At 40.2% G+C, this 14,964-nt stretch carries 18 protein-coding genes; 2 read left to right on the top strand and 16 right to left on the bottom strand.

The window, feature by feature from the left end:
* Positions 1 to 253: 253 nt before the first annotated feature.
* The 15 genes from recO to rpsU all read right to left on the bottom strand — a co-directional run bounded on the left by recO (position 254) and on the right by rpsU (position 12,147).
* Positions 254 to 1,033: a DNA repair protein RecO gene (gene recO, locus FPV17_RS08740; protein WP_035396319.1), complete on the bottom strand. Its 780-nt coding sequence runs from the start codon at positions 1,031 to 1,033 to the stop codon at positions 254 to 256.
* A 30-nt stretch (positions 1,034 to 1,063) separates the two neighbouring features.
* Positions 1,064 to 1,207, bottom strand: coding sequence for a YqzL family protein (locus FPV17_RS08735; RefSeq protein ID WP_078440176.1), 144 nt, complete (start codon positions 1,205 to 1,207; stop codon positions 1,064 to 1,066).
* A 191-nt stretch (positions 1,208 to 1,398) separates the two neighbouring features.
* Positions 1,399 to 2,307 (bottom strand): GTPase Era, encoded by a 909-nt coding sequence (gene era / locus FPV17_RS08730; RefSeq protein ID WP_035396321.1) that lies wholly within the window; start codon positions 2,305 to 2,307, stop codon positions 1,399 to 1,401.
* Positions 2,285 to 2,698, bottom strand: a complete 414-nt coding sequence (locus tag FPV17_RS08725) for a cytidine deaminase (protein ID WP_035396323.1) — start codon at positions 2,696 to 2,698, stop codon at positions 2,285 to 2,287. Before FPV17_RS08725 ends, era begins: the two co-directional genes overlap by 23 nt.
* 18 nt (positions 2,699 to 2,716) lie before the next feature.
* Entirely contained in the window at positions 2,717 to 3,103 is a 387-nt protein-coding gene (locus FPV17_RS08720) for a diacylglycerol kinase family protein (RefSeq protein WP_035396325.1), read from the bottom strand.
* Positions 3,078 to 3,548 (bottom strand): rRNA maturation RNase YbeY, encoded by a 471-nt coding sequence (gene ybeY, locus FPV17_RS08715; RefSeq protein WP_035396328.1) that lies wholly within the window; start codon positions 3,546 to 3,548, stop codon positions 3,078 to 3,080. Before ybeY ends, FPV17_RS08720 begins: the two co-directional genes overlap by 26 nt.
* 13 nt (positions 3,549 to 3,561) lie before the next feature.
* Positions 3,562 to 5,703: an HD family phosphohydrolase gene (locus tag FPV17_RS08710; RefSeq protein WP_035396330.1), complete on the bottom strand. Its 2,142-nt coding sequence runs from the start codon at positions 5,701 to 5,703 to the stop codon at positions 3,562 to 3,564.
* 28 nt (positions 5,704 to 5,731) lie between these two features.
* On the bottom strand, positions 5,732 to 6,703 hold the full coding sequence (locus FPV17_RS08705; RefSeq protein WP_035396331.1) for a PhoH family protein: 972 nt from the start codon (positions 6,701 to 6,703) through the stop codon (positions 5,732 to 5,734).
* Between the two features lie 5 nt (positions 6,704 to 6,708).
* Positions 6,709 to 7,896: a sporulation protein YqfD gene (gene yqfD / locus FPV17_RS08700; protein ID WP_144558765.1), complete on the bottom strand. Its 1,188-nt coding sequence runs from the start codon at positions 7,894 to 7,896 to the stop codon at positions 6,709 to 6,711.
* A 26-nt stretch (positions 7,897 to 7,922) separates the two neighbouring features.
* Positions 7,923 to 8,213, bottom strand: coding sequence for a sporulation protein YqfC (gene yqfC, locus FPV17_RS08695; RefSeq protein ID WP_035396334.1), 291 nt, complete (start codon positions 8,211 to 8,213; stop codon positions 7,923 to 7,925).
* 168 nt (positions 8,214 to 8,381) lie between these two features.
* The gene (locus FPV17_RS08690; protein WP_144558764.1) at positions 8,382 to 8,915 is read right to left on the bottom strand and encodes a YqfB family membrane protein; all 534 of its coding nucleotides are present in this window, start codon (positions 8,913 to 8,915) and stop codon (positions 8,382 to 8,384) included.
* 54 nt (positions 8,916 to 8,969) lie between these two features.
* Complete coding sequence (gene floA, locus FPV17_RS08685; protein ID WP_035396339.1) at positions 8,970 to 9,986, bottom strand: flotillin-like protein FloA; 1,017 nt, start codon at positions 9,984 to 9,986, stop codon at positions 8,970 to 8,972.
* A gap of 25 nt (positions 9,987 to 10,011) precedes the next feature.
* Positions 10,012 to 11,352, bottom strand: coding sequence for an NfeD family protein (locus tag FPV17_RS08680; RefSeq protein ID WP_060705109.1), 1,341 nt, complete (start codon positions 11,350 to 11,352; stop codon positions 10,012 to 10,014).
* Between the two features lie 151 nt (positions 11,353 to 11,503).
* Positions 11,504 to 11,947, bottom strand: a complete 444-nt coding sequence (locus FPV17_RS08675) for a GatB/YqeY domain-containing protein (protein WP_035396341.1) — start codon at positions 11,945 to 11,947, stop codon at positions 11,504 to 11,506.
* A gap of 26 nt (positions 11,948 to 11,973) precedes the next feature.
* Positions 11,974 to 12,147, bottom strand: a complete 174-nt coding sequence (rpsU, locus tag FPV17_RS08670) for a 30S ribosomal protein S21 (RefSeq protein WP_035396344.1) — start codon at positions 12,145 to 12,147, stop codon at positions 11,974 to 11,976.
* Between the two features lie 183 nt (positions 12,148 to 12,330).
* On the opposite strand from rpsU, the gene FPV17_RS08665 reads away from it, so the two are divergent.
* Together FPV17_RS08665 and FPV17_RS08660 are read left to right on the top strand one after the other, a co-directional pair.
* On the top strand, positions 12,331 to 13,269 hold the full coding sequence (locus FPV17_RS08665) for a Na/Pi symporter (protein ID WP_035396346.1): 939 nt from the start codon (positions 12,331 to 12,333) through the stop codon (positions 13,267 to 13,269).
* A 42-nt stretch (positions 13,270 to 13,311) separates the two neighbouring features.
* Positions 13,312 to 14,241, top strand: coding sequence for an aldo/keto reductase (locus FPV17_RS08660; RefSeq protein ID WP_035396349.1), 930 nt, complete (start codon positions 13,312 to 13,314; stop codon positions 14,239 to 14,241).
* Positions 14,242 to 14,278: 37 nt separating this feature from the next.
* On the opposite strand, the gene deoC is transcribed toward FPV17_RS08660, so the two are convergent.
* Positions 14,279 to 14,953 (bottom strand): deoxyribose-phosphate aldolase, encoded by a 675-nt coding sequence (deoC, locus tag FPV17_RS08655; RefSeq protein ID WP_035396396.1) that lies wholly within the window; start codon positions 14,951 to 14,953, stop codon positions 14,279 to 14,281.
* Positions 14,954 to 14,964: the final 11 nt, after the last annotated feature.

Genomic DNA, 14,964 nt, shown 5'->3' with positions numbered 1-14,964 from the left:
ACCCTCCTTAATAAAAACAAAAAACCCTCAATCCTTATGCCTACTATCGGCATAGGGACGAGAGTTACCCGCGGTTCCACCCTACTTATTAAACACAAACGTGTTTAATCACTTTACAGTTCACATGCTCAAAGAGTGCCTCATACGCTCCTGATTCTTCAGCTCACACCACCCTGAAGTCGCTATTAATCATAAGAATAAGCAGTATTTCTTCTCTCATCATAGCATATCGTCATATTTTTCTATCATACCTTTAATCCTTTTTTTCGTCAAGTTTAAAATGAGTGCCATCTACTTTTTTTAGCTGGTCAATAAAGCGTTGTGATTTCAGCGTCACACCAACGTATTCTTGATAGTACGATGATATGATTTGATGAAGTCGTTCTTTTGTTTCTGGCTTAATCGAAATGGAACCTAATTTCGTTAAATCAACATAGTATAAGGTGCGAATAAGCTTCACCATTGATAACGAAACTGGGAAAGCTCGCTCATCTCGATGGACACAACTTCTGCATAAAAAACCAGCAAAAGGAATGGAAAAAGCAATAGGGTCGCGCTCAACCGATTTACAGCTTGCACAGCCATCTAAATTAGGCTTTGCTCCAGCAACCGTTAACATTTTTAGATCAACGATTCTTGCAATAATTTCCGGATCTTGACCAGTGTCAATTTGCTTTAAAGCGAGTAACAATAGATCAAATAAAAACACATACGGCCGTCGTTCTTCGGTCAATTTTTCGATTAATTCTGTTATATACGCAGCATGAGCAGCTTTAAATAAATCAAAGTGAAGCTGTTTGAAGGATAGAATAATTTCGCCTTGGCTTATTGTTGGCAAACCACTACCCTTGAAATAAACAAATGAGCCATAAACGAATGGTTGCATCACAGCCGCATAGCGACTATTAGGCTTCTTCGCTCCTTTTGCCATCACAGATAGTTTTCCGCTATCTTTCGTTAATACTGTTGCAATTTTATTTGATTCACCATAGTCAATGGTCTTTAAAATAATTCCTTCTTGTTTAATTAACATGTTCATTCCTTACAGCAAGTCACTGCTTTTTTAAGAAAGAGTAGAATCCGTTTGGTCGTCGGCAGCCATTACCTCTACCTCTTCACCAACTGTCTCCCTTTCCAATTCCTTATGGAGTAAATAAGTCTCAATGTTTCCTGTCTGTGAAAAAACTTTCCAAGATAGAACAAGCACTGTTTCACAACTCCTCTCAATCGTTCTTATGAAGTATGATGACCTAAATTTACTATACTCATTCGATGGAAATATTGTTAATTAGCAGAGCTTGACTTTTTATTTTTGTTCGTTTTTCATCTTAGTTAATCATAGCTTTTTGAACATAAAAAAACAATGGTCCAACGCCTTGTTTGGACCATTGCTTCTCTTTAATAATCGTCTTCGTTAAAGCCATAATCTTTAAGCTGTGAAGGGCGATTTCTCCAGTCTTTTTGTACTTTCACCCATAGCTCTAAAAACACACTTGAACCAAGTAATGCTTCAATATCGACTCGTGCCTTTTGACCAATTTCCTTTAGCATAGAACCGTGCTTTCCAATAATGATCCCTTTTTGAGAGGAACGTTCCACTATAATGGTTGCGCCAACATACACTTTACCATTATCTCGTCGTTTCATTTGCTCAATCACAACTGCTAGAGAGTGAGGGATCTCTTCCTTTGTTACATGTAGCGCTTTTTCACGAACAAGCTCGGCAACAATAAACCGCTCAGGATGATCTGTAATCTGATCGCTTGGATAATATTGCGGACCCTCATCCAAGTGCACCTTTATTTGATCCATCATCGTCTCGACATTTTCACCTTCTAAGGCAGATACCGGCACGACTTCTTCAAATTCATAGCGTTCACGGTAGGAGGCAATGATTTCAAGTAACGCATCTCTACTCACTTTATCGATTTTATTAACGATTAGAAAAACAGGTGTTTTTGTATCCTTTAAACGATCAATAATAAACTGTTCTCCTGGACCAAACTTAGCATCTGCATCAATGACATACAAAATAAGATCCACTTCTCGAAGCGTATTCGTCGCTACTTTCATCATAAAGTCGCCTAAGCGATGTTTCGGTTTGTGGATACCTGGTGTATCAATAAATACAATTTGCGCGTCATCTGTCGTGTAAACACCTTGAACTTTATTTCTTGTTGTTTGAGGCTTGTCCGACATAATGGCAATTTTTTGACCGATTATTCTATTTAACAATGTTGATTTACCTACATTGGGTCTCCCAATTATGGAGACAAAACCTGACTTAAACGTTTCCTCTTGATTCATTCATATCCTCCGCTTTAAAAAATCCTGGTAGTAGCGCTTCTACTGTTGTTTCTTGCCAGTCACCTTTTACATTACTTAAATAGACCGGCATTTCTGGTTCACATAACTCTGCTAATACTTGTCTACATGCACCGCAAGGCGAAACCGGATTTGGTGTATCCGCCGCCACAGCAAGTGCTTTAAAAGATTGATGATTTGGCTTATACGCTCTAAATATCGCTGTGCGTTCAGCACAGTTTGCCAAGCTATATGCCGCATTTTCAATGTTTGCTCCTTTTACAACCGATCCATCTGCTAGAAGGAGGGCAGCACCTACTTTAAATGAGGAATAAGGAACGTAAGCCTCTTCCCTTGCTTCAATAGCGAGCTGAATTAATGCTGCTTTTTCCATAGAAATCCTCCTTTTTCGTTATAAAATGTTAATAAAATAAGGTACAAATATAATAGCCCCAATAATGATGGCAATGATACAAAAAATAAACACGCTAGCAGCACCGATATCTTTTGCTCGCTTTGCTAGTGGATGAAAGTCTTCCGTCACTAAATCGACTGTCCGTTCAATTGCCGTATTAAGCGTTTCAGCTGTCAAAACGCCTCCCATTACAAGTAGGAGTAACACCCATTCAGTCGCTGAGACGGAAAAAAACCAGGCAAGCCCACAAATAGCCATTGTACTAGCTAAATGAATTTGCATGTTCTGTTCGTGCCTAATCACATAGCCAAGACCTGAAATGGCATAGTTGAATGAACGAAATAAACGTTTTAACCCTCTACGGTTTCGATCTTCCAAGGCCATAGGATTCTAAAATCTCCTCTTGTTTAGTAAACATTTCCCTTTCTTCTTCCTTTGATTGATGATCATACCCTAGCAGATGAAGAAACCCATGAACAACAAGAAAAGCAAGTTCACGTTCAAATGAATGATTATACTCATCAGCTTGTCGATTAATGTGAGCAATGGATACAATAATATCTCCTAATAAATTAGGAATTCCTTCTAACGCTTCATAATCTGGCTCTCCATCGTTTAAAGCAAACGATAGCACATCAGTAGAGCGATCGATGCCACGATGTTCTAAATTTAACTCATGTATGGCATCCTCATCTACAAATGTAACCGACAGCTCAGCACCTGGATGAACTTCTTCTTTTTTGCCCGCATAAGCAAGGACGTCGTGAACAAGCTTTAGTTGTTCTTCTGTCAATGTCTCTGTCTCATCAATAATGTCTATCTCAATCATTTAATACTCCTTTTCAATCATCATCATCAGGATATTCTATTCGCTGATGAAACGTTCCATTTAACGTTTCACACATCGAAAGCTTAATTTGGTTTAATTCTTTTAATGTTAAATCTGACTCATCGAATTGACCGTCTTCTAGCTTATCTTTAATAATTTTGTCCACTAATTGCTCGACTTTATCTGGTGTTGGTTTTTGCATTGACCGCACAGCCGCCTCCACACTATCTGCAATCGAGATAATGGACGTTACTTTCGTTTGTGGTTTTGGCCCAGGATAACGGAATTGGCTTTCCGGTACATGTTGCTTTTCATCATCTTGCTTTGCCTTATAGTAGAAAAATTTAAGCAAGCTTGTGCCATGGTGCTGTTCTGCAATATCAATAATTTCCCGAGGCATTTTATGTTGGCGAAGTAAATCAGCGCCATCATATGGATGTGAAATAATAATAGTTTTACTCAATTGCGGCGAGATCTTATCATGAGGGTTATCCCCTTTTAATTGATTCTCGATAAAAAATCTCGGGCGTCGTGTTTTTCCTAAATCATGATAGTAAGCGCCTACTCTTGCTAGTAAACCATTTTCGCCTAACGTTTCACAAGCTGCTTCTGCCAAATTCCCAACGACAACGCTATGATGATACGTCCCAGGCGCTTCTGTTAAAATCTTTCGAAGTAGCGGATGATTTGGACTTGAAAGCTCAATTAACCTAGCCGTCGATAAAATTCCGAAGCCTGTTTCAATAAACGGCAGTAACCCTATTGTAAGAACTGAAGCAACGAAAGCTGCTAAAAACGCCGCTAAGAAATAAAAGCTTAGTTCAACCCAATTCAAATAAATACTTTTCATTAATAAAATGGATAGCACAGTTAAGCTATTCGCACAGAGGACAAAAAAACCAGCTTTTAAAATTCGCGTTGCTTTGTTTGATTGCTTCAAGAAATAGATACCTGTAAGAGAACCGACCAAAATATAAAAGCCATACATAAACGCAAATGTACTAGAGGAATCGTGATTGTAGAAAACACTCCCAATAATAGCAAATAGAAAACTTGTTACGATGGCAATTTTCGGGTGCAACAACAATGTTAGTAACATTGCCCCTGCCGCCGCCGGAACCGCAAAGCCAATTCCAGGCAAAGAGATAAGGGACTCTAAGTAACTGTAGAGCTTCATAAGCACTAGAATGACAACAAACACAATCGAAAACATTAATAAATGGGAATTATTTGTTGCAACCGTCGTATTGGAATCATTTAAGAAATAAATTAGCATTCCAATTAAGATGAAGACAAACAGCGCCAGTCCAATATAGGGGAATATAACTGTGGCTTCATCGAGTAAACCTACTAATCGAAGCTGTTCATACATTTCATATGTAACAAGATCGCCTTCTTTTACAATCAATTCTCCTTCACGTATTAGAACAGGATCAATTGAATCAGCCGCTTCTTGCCTTAATCGCTGTGTTGTTTCAGCATCATATGTTACGTTAAATACAATCGCTAAATCAACTACATTGCTTATGGCTTCACGAACGTCTGGCGAGAGACTTGTTACTTCCGCTATTTGATTTTCAGCGTTTTGCTTCGCTTCTTGTAAATCGCCCACCTTTATTGGTTCACTCATTGTTTCGTGAACGGTATTGACAGCTGCCTCCTGCGCAGCTTGAAACTGGTAGTCAGACGTTTCTAACAAAACTTCAAGAGCTTCATCACTCAAATCTGCGTTTGTTGACGAAGATAGGTCTGAGCGAACATTTTCAATTTGATCTGAAATCGAAGCAGATTCTTCCTCTTCCTCTACTTCCTGCTCACGCTCAAGACGAATTACTGTGAAGATATCATTTACTTGCTGAACTCGATCTTCTTCGTATTGCCGATTATGCTTCATTTGGCTTTCGACAGCGCCTACCGCTTCCGTTCGCCTTTGCTCCGTTGCCACTCGATTTTCGACTGTCATTGGTGCACGAATATCTTGTTCAGCCGGCTCGGACAAATTTACTTCTAGCTGCTCCGGTATAATATTGTCAAGCATCATACCGTACATAATCAAGCCTAGTATTGTATAAATAACTGTACGTATGTACGGTTGCTGCTTTATTTTCCGCCACCATTTCTTTGGAGCAGATACTTTAGGCTTATCTTCTTCCACATACAGTCACCTCACTCGGCTTTGCACATTATTGATCATTCAACCGCTCGTTTTGTTCATATGCTTGAAGAATACGTTGGACAAGCACATGCCTTACTACATCAGATGCCTGAAGATATACCATGCCAATTCCTTTTACTGATCGTAACTTGTGTAGCGCAACTTGTAAGCCAGACTTCTTTCCCTTTGGTAAATCAATCTGTGTGATATCGCCGTTTATAACCATCTTCGACCCAAACCCTAGTCTGGTAATAAACATTTTAATCTGTTCTTCAGTCGTGTTCTGCGCTTCATCTAGAATAACAAATGAATCATCTAACGTTCGCCCTCGCATATAGGCTAATGGTGCAACTTCAATTGTGCCTCTCTCCATTAATCTCGTTGTATGCTCTACGCCTAACACATCATGAAGTGCATCATAAATCGGACGTAAATAAGGGTCAACTTTTTCTTTTAAGTCACCTGGAAGAAACCCTAAGCTTTCACCTGCTTCAACAGCTGGACGCGTTAACACAATTCGGTTGACTTTCCCTTCTTTTAAAGCAGATACAGCTGAAACGACCGCTAGGTAAGTTTTTCCTGTGCCAGCAGGTCCTACTCCAAATACCATATCATGTTTACGAATCATGGAAACGTAGTGTCGCTGGCCTAATGTTTTTGCTCGAATAATTTTGCCTTTGACTGTTGTCGCTATATTTTCATCGTATAATTCGTTTAATTCAGCTAGCTTTCCTTCTTTTTCTAGCTGAATCGCGTAAAAGACATCACGTTCAGATAACTGAGCGTATTGCTCAACGACGCCAATTAGTGTCTCAATAATTTTTGCTGCGCGTTCAATTTGAAGCTTATCGCCAGTGATGAGTATATCTTCGCCTCTCGTCACTAATTCAATGGATAGCTCTTCTTCAATTCGTTTTAAATGCAAATCATTCGGCCCGTATAGTGCTTGTGCTATTTGTGCATCTCTTAAGTTAAGTTGAATCAATGATGTTTCTGACAATCGCCTCAGTCTCCTTGAATAATTGGTTTTTCTTGCGTAATCTCTTCAAGAACTTGGTAATGAATCTTTAATGAAACTGTATCATTTTCAACCGCTTCATGCAAAACTTGTTCACCTACTATGTCTGCACCTTCTGGCAAATCCTGTTCCAAGTCCAAGCGCGCTTGCTTTTTCAACACTTCAAATGCTTCTTCTCTTTCATACGTTCGCTCAAAATTTTGGGTTTCACGATGCTCATCAACGATTAATTGGACCGGTAAACGGTAGCCAAAAATGGTATATTGACTTTCTTTTTTATACGTTTCCATTGACTCGTAATCCGGTGCGGTAATATTCCAAAACGGGATAGACACATCGCCAACTTTTAACTGGTATTTGTTTTTCTGCTCCCCCGTTAAAGACGTATAGGTTTGAGTGATGGGCATGCTTACAGATGAAGTATACCATATTTCACCGACTACAGAGGCCTTAGCTGGAATTGTTTGCTCATCCCCTTCTACACCGATAAAACCTGACACAAGCAAGTCCCCTTTTTCAACTACATCATTCGTTCTCTTTACCGCTGTCCCATCTTCAACAAACATTGATCGAATGACCGCTTTTTTTGATGCTACTAAGTGTCTGGGGCTTACTATTTCAGGATCTGTTTGGCGCACTTGTTCAACAACCTCGAATTGATAGTTCGTCCCTTTTTTTCGCACACCAACCCAGGTCGCTTCATCTATTCGATCTGTCACATACGCTTGAATTTCATTTGGCTTCGGTAAACCAAAACTAAACTCACCTCGTTTAACACCTAATTCAGCAATCGCTTCTTCTAATTTTTTTTCAACTTGAGGGGAAGCACCCTCTATCGAATACCCCCACACCATATTCGAGAGAAGAAAGAACGCAACAAAAAACGCAGCAATCCCCATTACAAAACCTGCTCTTACTTTCATCTGCTTCATGAAAAAAGGAAGACCTTGTCGCTCTTTAAAACGTAACGTTAAATCTGTTCCCCTCAGAAACCGTCTTAATTGATGAATATTACGTAACTGAATTTTAAACTGGATTTTCTCTGTTTCTATTACAGAGACGTTCCAAATATGAATCCCCTGTTTAAGACAGCGGTTTAATAATTGCTCTGGATAAGGGCCCCTAATTTCTACCGATACCACACCGCCTATTAAGTTTACAAACCCATTTCTCATAAAGCTTCGCCCCTTATGAACAGTATTTACTTTCCTTCTTCATTAATAAACATCACTTTATCTATTCTTCCTTCAAGTAGTAATTCTTCCGGCAAGATCGTCTTTAACACAAATTGATCACCTGTAACAAGGAGCTGTCCTTCTTTTAGCAATAATCGAAGTTCCTTATTCGAAAACTGTAAAACCCCTCGATGGTTTTCAATATATATATGTAGCTGTCCTATCATTGTAATTCTCGGTAAATCCATCGTGACGTCAGCCGGAAGCTGCATTTGTTCGGTTACCCATTTTTTTATACGGTTTGTCATACGACTCATTAAGCAGCCCTCCTCCTAATGATTGTATGAACTGCGTTGCTTACTTAGCACCAAAATGACTGGGAGCCTACATTCCACCTGCCCGTTTTTGATTTTTTTCAGAACACCAAAAAGAACGTAGCACCACCGAAGTGATTGCTACGTTCTTTTCTTTATTAGATTGCAAAGTTAAAACGATCGACCTCTTGGTCTTCGCTGTCTACTTTTTGGCGGTCCAAGAACTTCAGACCACACAACAGCTTCCATCATTTTTTTTCCGGAAACATTCTTAAAATCCATATCTAATTTTCCCTCTGAGCTCGTCTGCTCACTTTCGGCCATTACCGCGACAACAGGCGCCGATTGGTTTCTTAACTCTTTAACCTTACGACGTGCTTCACGGTGACGCTCATAGAGTTCATTCTGCCGCGTCGCTGTGTCACGCTGAGCATCAGTTTGTCTCGATGGCTCATTGATTGGCTCATAAGCTTGTTCAGGAGATGCTGATTCACTCGGGAAATAATCTTCCCAACGGACTTCCTCTTGTCGCTGTTCAGCTGGCTGCTGCCTGCGCTGCGGTTCAGCTGATTGTCGTTGGGGATTTTGACGCTCCTCTTGTTGCTGGGTTGACTGCCCTAGTTTTGATAGAGAGCTGACTAAAACACCAACAATAATAATTAAGATAAGAGGATTCGCCAAGATAAATTGCACTAAATCTGACATCCATTATCCCCTCCTTCTTAATGGTTACAACACATTGCCTTATGAGGGTTTTTCTTAATTATTTTTGTTTCTTGGATCGTTATCAGGGAACATGTCGCTGTCACCTTTTGACGATTTACTAATTGAATCTCTCATATCTGTATCAGCCAATACGTTCTGGTAGTTCATATAATCCATTACACCCATGTGTCCGTTGCGTAACGCTTCAGAAAGAGCCATTGGAACTTCCGCTTCCGCTTCGACAACTTTCGCACGCATTTCTTCAACGCGAGCTCTCATTTCTTGCTCTTGTGCTACAGCCATTGCACGACGTTCTTCGGCTTTCGCTTGAGCGATCTTTTTGTCTGCTTCTGCTTGATCGGTTTGTAGCTCTGCACCAATATTTTTACCAATATCGATGTCGGCGATGTCAATCGAAAGGATTTCAAAAGCAGTACCTGAATCCAATCCCTTTGTTAATACCGTTTGTGAAATCATATCTGGATTTTCAAGAACTTTCTTGTGATCTTGTTGAGAACCGATTGTCGAAACAATCCCCTCACCAACACGAGCGATAATCGTATCTTCACCTGCACCACCGACAAGGCGATCAATGTTCGCACGTACTGTAATTCTAGCTTTTGCTTTCACTTCAATCCCGTCCATTGCTACACCGGCAATAAACGGTGTTTCAATTACTTTAGGATTTACACTCATTTGAACTGCTTCTAAAACGTCACGACCAGCAAGGTCAATCGCTGCCGCTCTTTCAAACGAAAGCTCGATATTTGCTCGTTGTGCTGCAATTAATGCATTAACTACTCGGTCAACGTTACCACCAGCTAAGTAATGCCCCTCTAACCTTGAAGAATCAAGGTCAATTCCTGCTTTAACCGCTTTAATTAATGGGTTTACAACGCGAGCTGGCACAACTCGTCGAAGCCTCATTCCTACTAACTCAAAAATGCCAATTTTTACGCCAGCTGCAATAGCCGAGATCCATAAAGCTACTGGTACAAACGTAAATAAAATCGCCAGTAGAATAACAGCTGCTGCAACAATTATGAGCGTAATAATAATTCCATCATCCATTTCTTATTTCCTCCCTTATTCTAGTTTAATCGTTTTGCTCAATTTCTCTAACTACGACCCTTGAACCAGATGTATAGACAACCTTGAGCATACTCCCTCGTCCAATATAGCTTCCTTCAGACACAACGTCAAGGCGTCTGTCGTTAATTAATGCAATTCCTGCCGGTCTTAAGTCACTTAATGCTTTACCTGTTTGGCCCATTAGCGCTTGATCTGTTTCAGTTGACAAATACCCCTCTTCACTTGTTGTCTGAGCCTGCAATACAAGCTTTTTCCATGGTCCCCGATTGCCAAAAAACACAAACAAAATAATGGCTGCTGCAATCGTCACTACAAGGGTAATCCCTACTGAAATGACCATTACTGTCGTTGAAAAAGAAGCCATAAAGAGTCCACCAATAATTAACCCGATTCCCAGTATGCCAAAAATACCGAAACCAGGCGCAACCATCTCAACGCCTAATAAGACAATGCCAACTACGACCAATATTAATGATTCCCAACCAGCAAAACCTGCTACCATATGACCGAAGAAAAATAAAAGCAGTGCAGAAATACCCATAAATCCAGGTACACCAAATCCCGGTGAGTAAAGCTCCATAATTAAACCAAGACTTCCTATTGATAAAAGAATGGGAATAACAATAGGATTTGTGACAAACCGAGCAATTTGCTCCGCGATACTCACTTCTGAATGAACAATGTTGACTTCATCAGACTGATAGCCTAAAAAGCTAATCACTCCGTCAACATTTCTTTCAATGGCATCCGCATAACCGACTTCTAATGCCTGTTCTGCGTTTAATGTTAAATACCCAGACGGGAATCCTTCAACATCAAAATCAGCGTTTGACATCGCTTCCGCATAGGCAGGGTCTCTACCCCCATCCGGTCCGTTTTCTTCGGCAGCCGTTTTCATTCTACTAACCCATAAAGACTGAACCTTTTCCTCAGCAGCATTTCCACTACCATCAATGACACCAGCTGATCCCATTTGTCCGTTTGGCACCATCACAATTTGATCAGCATTTAACGCAATGTAGGCCCCTGCAGAAATCGCTTCGCTATTAATAAATGCGGTTACAGGAATAGCTGTATTGTTCATAATATTGGCGATGTTTCCAGCTGCATCCACTGCACCACCTGGTGTATGAATATCAAGGATAATGTGATCAGCATTTTCTTCCGCGGCTTCATTAAACGACCGCTCTAAAAATGCTTCGAGTCCACGCTCCACTGTTTGTTCAACAGGTATCACATAAACTATTGCATCATTTGTATCATCCGCTTTAACAATCATTTGCAACGGTAGTAATAGAAAAACGAGCAAATACGAAACAAATGCAACCTTCAACCATTTGTTCACGTTCTATCCATCCCCCCAATCTTTCTTATTCTCTTTACGAACGAAGAAAACAAAAAGTTTCGTTCTTCTTTAAAGTTTATCAGAAGTGCTTTTCAAAACCAAACAGAACGCTAAAAAACCTCTGTTAAAAACAGAGGTTTATCAAGAATGTTTAAGTTAACCGCTTTGCAACAAGACGATTGACTGAACCACCATCGGCTTTCCCCTTAATCTTAGGCATTAATGCGCCCATCACTTTACCCATATCGGCTTTTGATGTTGCACCTACCTCAGATATCGTTTCTTGAACGATGGCTTCCAATTCTTCTTCTGATAATTGTTTAGGCATATATCGTTGGAGCAAAGCAAGTTCTTCTTCTTGCTTCAACGCTAAATCTTCACGATTCGCTTGTTTAAATTCATGGAGGGATTCTTTACGCTGCTTTACTTCTCGATTAAGCACAGTAAGGCTTTCATCTTCAGTAAGCTCACGTCCGAGCTTAATTTGCTCATTTTGCAACGAGGACTTCACCATGCGAATAACGGAAAGCGTTTCTTTTTCCTTGTTTTTCATCGCAGTCTTCAGGTCCAGGTTTAACCTCTCAAGAAGAGTCAAGTGAAATCATCCTCTCCTAATCAGAACTAGAATTTACGTTTTCTAGCTGCTTCTGATTTCTTTTTACGCTTCACACTTGGCTTTTCGAAGTGTTTACGTTTTTTTACCTCAGCTAACGTTCCTTCTTTAGAGAGCGATCTCTTAAAGCGACGAAGTGCAGCATCAATCGATTCGTTTTTGCGAACACGAGTTTCTGCCATTCTATTTCCCTCCCTCCGAAAACAACCAAACTCAATACGTGCTTATGACACGTCTGCAGTAATTATAATACAGTCAAGGATTATGGTCAACTATAAGATCTCAATATCCATATCTACCTAAAGAAAAAAGACATGCTTCTTCTTTTTAGACCATATAGTGGGAATGACGAGGTGATGTTCAGCATGGTTAAGGAGTTTCTTTCCTTATTAATTGTCTTTATTGCTTTATTTTTATTTGGTATTTACATCTTAAGATCTGGTCTTTTGCAAGTCGGAACGTCAACAGTAAAATCGATCTTAATAAAAACGACCAATTCTCCATTAAAAGGGCTCATCGTTGGTATTCTTATAACAATGCTCTTTCAAAGTAGTTCGGTAGTGACTGTTTTATTAGTGGGCCTTGTTGCCGCTGGTTTCATTCAATTTAAACATTCGATTGGAGTAATACTTGGTGCAAATATTGGTTCGTGCTTCACATTGGAGTTAATCGCTTTTAATATAACCGACTTGGCTGTTCCACTTCTAATTATCGGCTTTCTATGCTTGCTTTTGTCACACACCTCTTTTTATGTCATTGGCTGTGTGTTATTTGGAATTGGTTGTATTTTCTTATCTATGAACGGACTAGAAGGTCTTGCAGAGCCCTTACGCACACTACCGCTTACAGAACACTTCTTCACGTGGACAAACGACCATTATGTAGCCGGGATTACTGTTGGAGCTATCATTACAACGATTATCCAATCAAGCACAGCAACAATTGGCATTGCGATGAGTTTTATTGAAGGAATGAGCTTGACGAGTGAATCTGGCGTAGCCATCATGCTTGGCGCAAATATTGGCACATGCTTCACAGCTTACATTGCCAGTGTTGGTGCGGGGAAAACAGCTCGCCTCGTTGCTCACGCCCATATATGGCTTAATCTATTAGGCGCTCTTCTCTTCTATCCACTTATCGAATTTTTGGCTCATTTTTCTTCATTGTTAAGTGATAGTCCGAGTGTACAACTGGCTCATGCAAGTACAATCTATAATGTCATTTGTTCCTTGCTTGTTCTCCCTTTTGTCGATCGATTCGCACGTTTCGTTCAATTTTTTGCACGATCGAATAAAGACCTTTAAAATAAAATTGTACTCAATTACAGCTTTTAGGAGGAGATAGAAGTGCGTAAAAAAGAATTAGGGCATTCAGGTATCCATGTGTTTCCAATCGGATTAGGCGCCAATGCAGTTGGTGGGCATAACTTATATCCTAATCTTGACGAAGCGAAAGGAAAGGCATTAGTTCGCGATGGGATTAAAAACGGAGTGGATTTTATTGATACTGCTTTTATCTACGGTGAAGGTCGTTCAGAAGAGCTTATCGGTGAAGTCCTTCAAGAGTTCAAACGAGAAGATGTTATCATTGCCACAAAAGCCGCGCATCGAAAAAACGGCGATGAGTACGTTTTCGATAACTCGCCAGCCTTTCTTAAAGCGTCAGTCGATGATGCGCTAAAACGTTTAAACGTTGACTACATTGACCTTTTTTACATTCACTTTCCAGATAAAGATACACCTAAAAGAGACGCAGTTGCCGCCCTCCAAGAAATGAAAGAAGCAGGGAAAATTCGTTCCATTGGGGTGTCAAATTTTTCGATTGAACAATTAAAAGAGGCGAATCAAGATGGCTACGTTGATGTTTATCAAGGCGAATACAATTTATTGAATCGCGAGGCAGAAAAAGAACTTTTCCCATATATGCTTAAGCATACCATTTCTTTTATTCCTTACTTTCCACTCGTATCTGGACTTCTAGCTGGTAAGTATACAGAAGATACCGTCTTTCCGGATGGTGATTTACGAAACCAACAAGGACACTTTCAAGGAACCACGTTCAAACAAAACATCGAGAAAGTAAATCAACTAAAACCAATTGCTGCAAAGCACCATGTTGATATCGCACATATTGTGCTTGCTTGGTATTTAGCTAGACCAGAAATTGATATTATTATTCCAGGTGCTAAGCGAGCCGAGCAACTGTTAGACAATGCGAAAAGCGTCAATGTTACGTTGTCAGAAGAGGATAAACGATTTATTGACACCTTGTTTTAAACAGAAAAGCTGGGGAATAAATTACTCCCCAGCTTTTTTAATAAGTTGATTCGCTTTCTAACCCTTTCGCAATTGCAACGCCAGAACTTGCGCCAATCCGAGTAGCTCCTGCTTCAACCATCGCTTGTACATCCTCTAAACTTCTGACACCACCAGACGCTTTCACCCCTACTTGCGGACCTACTGTTGTGCGCATTAAACGAATATCTTCAACTGTAGCACCACCTGTAGAAAAACCAGTAGACGTTTTCACGAAATCAGCGCCAGCTTGAACAGCCAAACGACAAGCTCTTTCTTTTTCTTCATTTGTAAGAAGGCTCGTTTCGATAATAACTTTCGTCAAGGCTTTATTTTTCGCTGCGTCTACCACTGCTTTTATGTCGGCTAGAACGGTTTCGTCGTCTTGATCTTTTAATGCAGCAATGTTGATCACCATGTCAACTTCTGTTGCACCGTTTTCAATAGCATCTTTTGTTTCCATCGCTTTAATAGCGGCTGTATTTTGTCCTAGAGGGAAGCCAATGACCGTACACACTTTCACTTCTGGCTCTTCGGCTAAAACCTGAGCTGCGGTCTTGACCCAGTAAGGCTGAATACAGACAGAAGCAAACTTGTATTGCTTTGCCTCTTCACATAAATGGAAAATTTGTTGTTTGGTTGCATCCGCTTTAAGAAGCGTGTGGTCAATGAGGTGGGCGACTGATTCAGCCATTTCACTCATCC

The sequence above is a fragment of the Shouchella miscanthi genome, from assembly GCF_007725405.1.
In the GTDB taxonomy this organism is placed as follows: domain Bacteria; phylum Bacillota; class Bacilli; order Bacillales; family Bacillaceae_D; genus Shouchella; species Shouchella hunanensis.
Note: the sequence above shows the minus strand (reverse complement) of the source record. Positions and strands in the feature narration are given on the sequence as shown.

What these genes read in the sequence shown, in the direction of transcription:
- FPV17_RS08725 (WP_035396323.1), bottom strand. Translation starts at nt 2,698, where the DNA reads ATGGAAAAAGCAGCATTAATTCAGCTCGCTATTGAAGCAAGGGAAGAG.
- era (WP_035396321.1), bottom strand. Translation starts at nt 2,307, where the DNA reads ATGAATCAAGAGGAAACGTTTAAGTCAGGTTTTGTCTCCATAATTGGG.
- FPV17_RS08690 (WP_144558764.1), bottom strand. Translation starts at nt 8,915, where the DNA reads ATGTCAGATTTAGTGCAATTTATCTTGGCGAATCCTCTTATCTTAATT.
- ybeY (WP_035396328.1), bottom strand. Translation starts at nt 3,548, where the DNA reads ATGATTGAGATAGACATTATTGATGAGACAGAGACATTGACAGAAGAA.
- FPV17_RS08720 (WP_035396325.1), bottom strand. Translation starts at nt 3,103, where the DNA reads ATGGCCTTGGAAGATCGAAACCGTAGAGGGTTAAAACGTTTATTTCGT.
- recO (WP_035396319.1), bottom strand. Translation starts at nt 1,033, where the DNA reads ATGTTAATTAAACAAGAAGGAATTATTTTAAAGACCATTGACTATGGT.
- rpsU (WP_035396344.1), bottom strand. Translation starts at nt 12,147, where the DNA reads ATGGCAGAAACTCGTGTTCGCAAAAACGAATCGATTGATGCTGCACTT.
- yqfD (WP_144558765.1), bottom strand. Translation starts at nt 7,896, where the DNA reads ATGAGAAATGGGTTTGTAAACTTAATAGGCGGTGTGGTATCGGTAGAA.
- yqfC (WP_035396334.1), bottom strand. Translation starts at nt 8,213, where the DNA reads ATGAGTCGTATGACAAACCGTATAAAAAAATGGGTAACCGAACAAATG.
- deoC (WP_035396396.1), bottom strand. Translation starts at nt 14,953, where the DNA reads ATGGCTGAATCAGTCGCCCACCTCATTGACCACACGCTTCTTAAAGCG.
- floA (WP_035396339.1), bottom strand. Translation starts at nt 9,986, where the DNA reads ATGGATGATGGAATTATTATTACGCTCATAATTGTTGCAGCAGCTGTT.
- FPV17_RS08665 (WP_035396346.1), top strand. Translation starts at nt 12,331, where the DNA reads ATGGTTAAGGAGTTTCTTTCCTTATTAATTGTCTTTATTGCTTTATTT.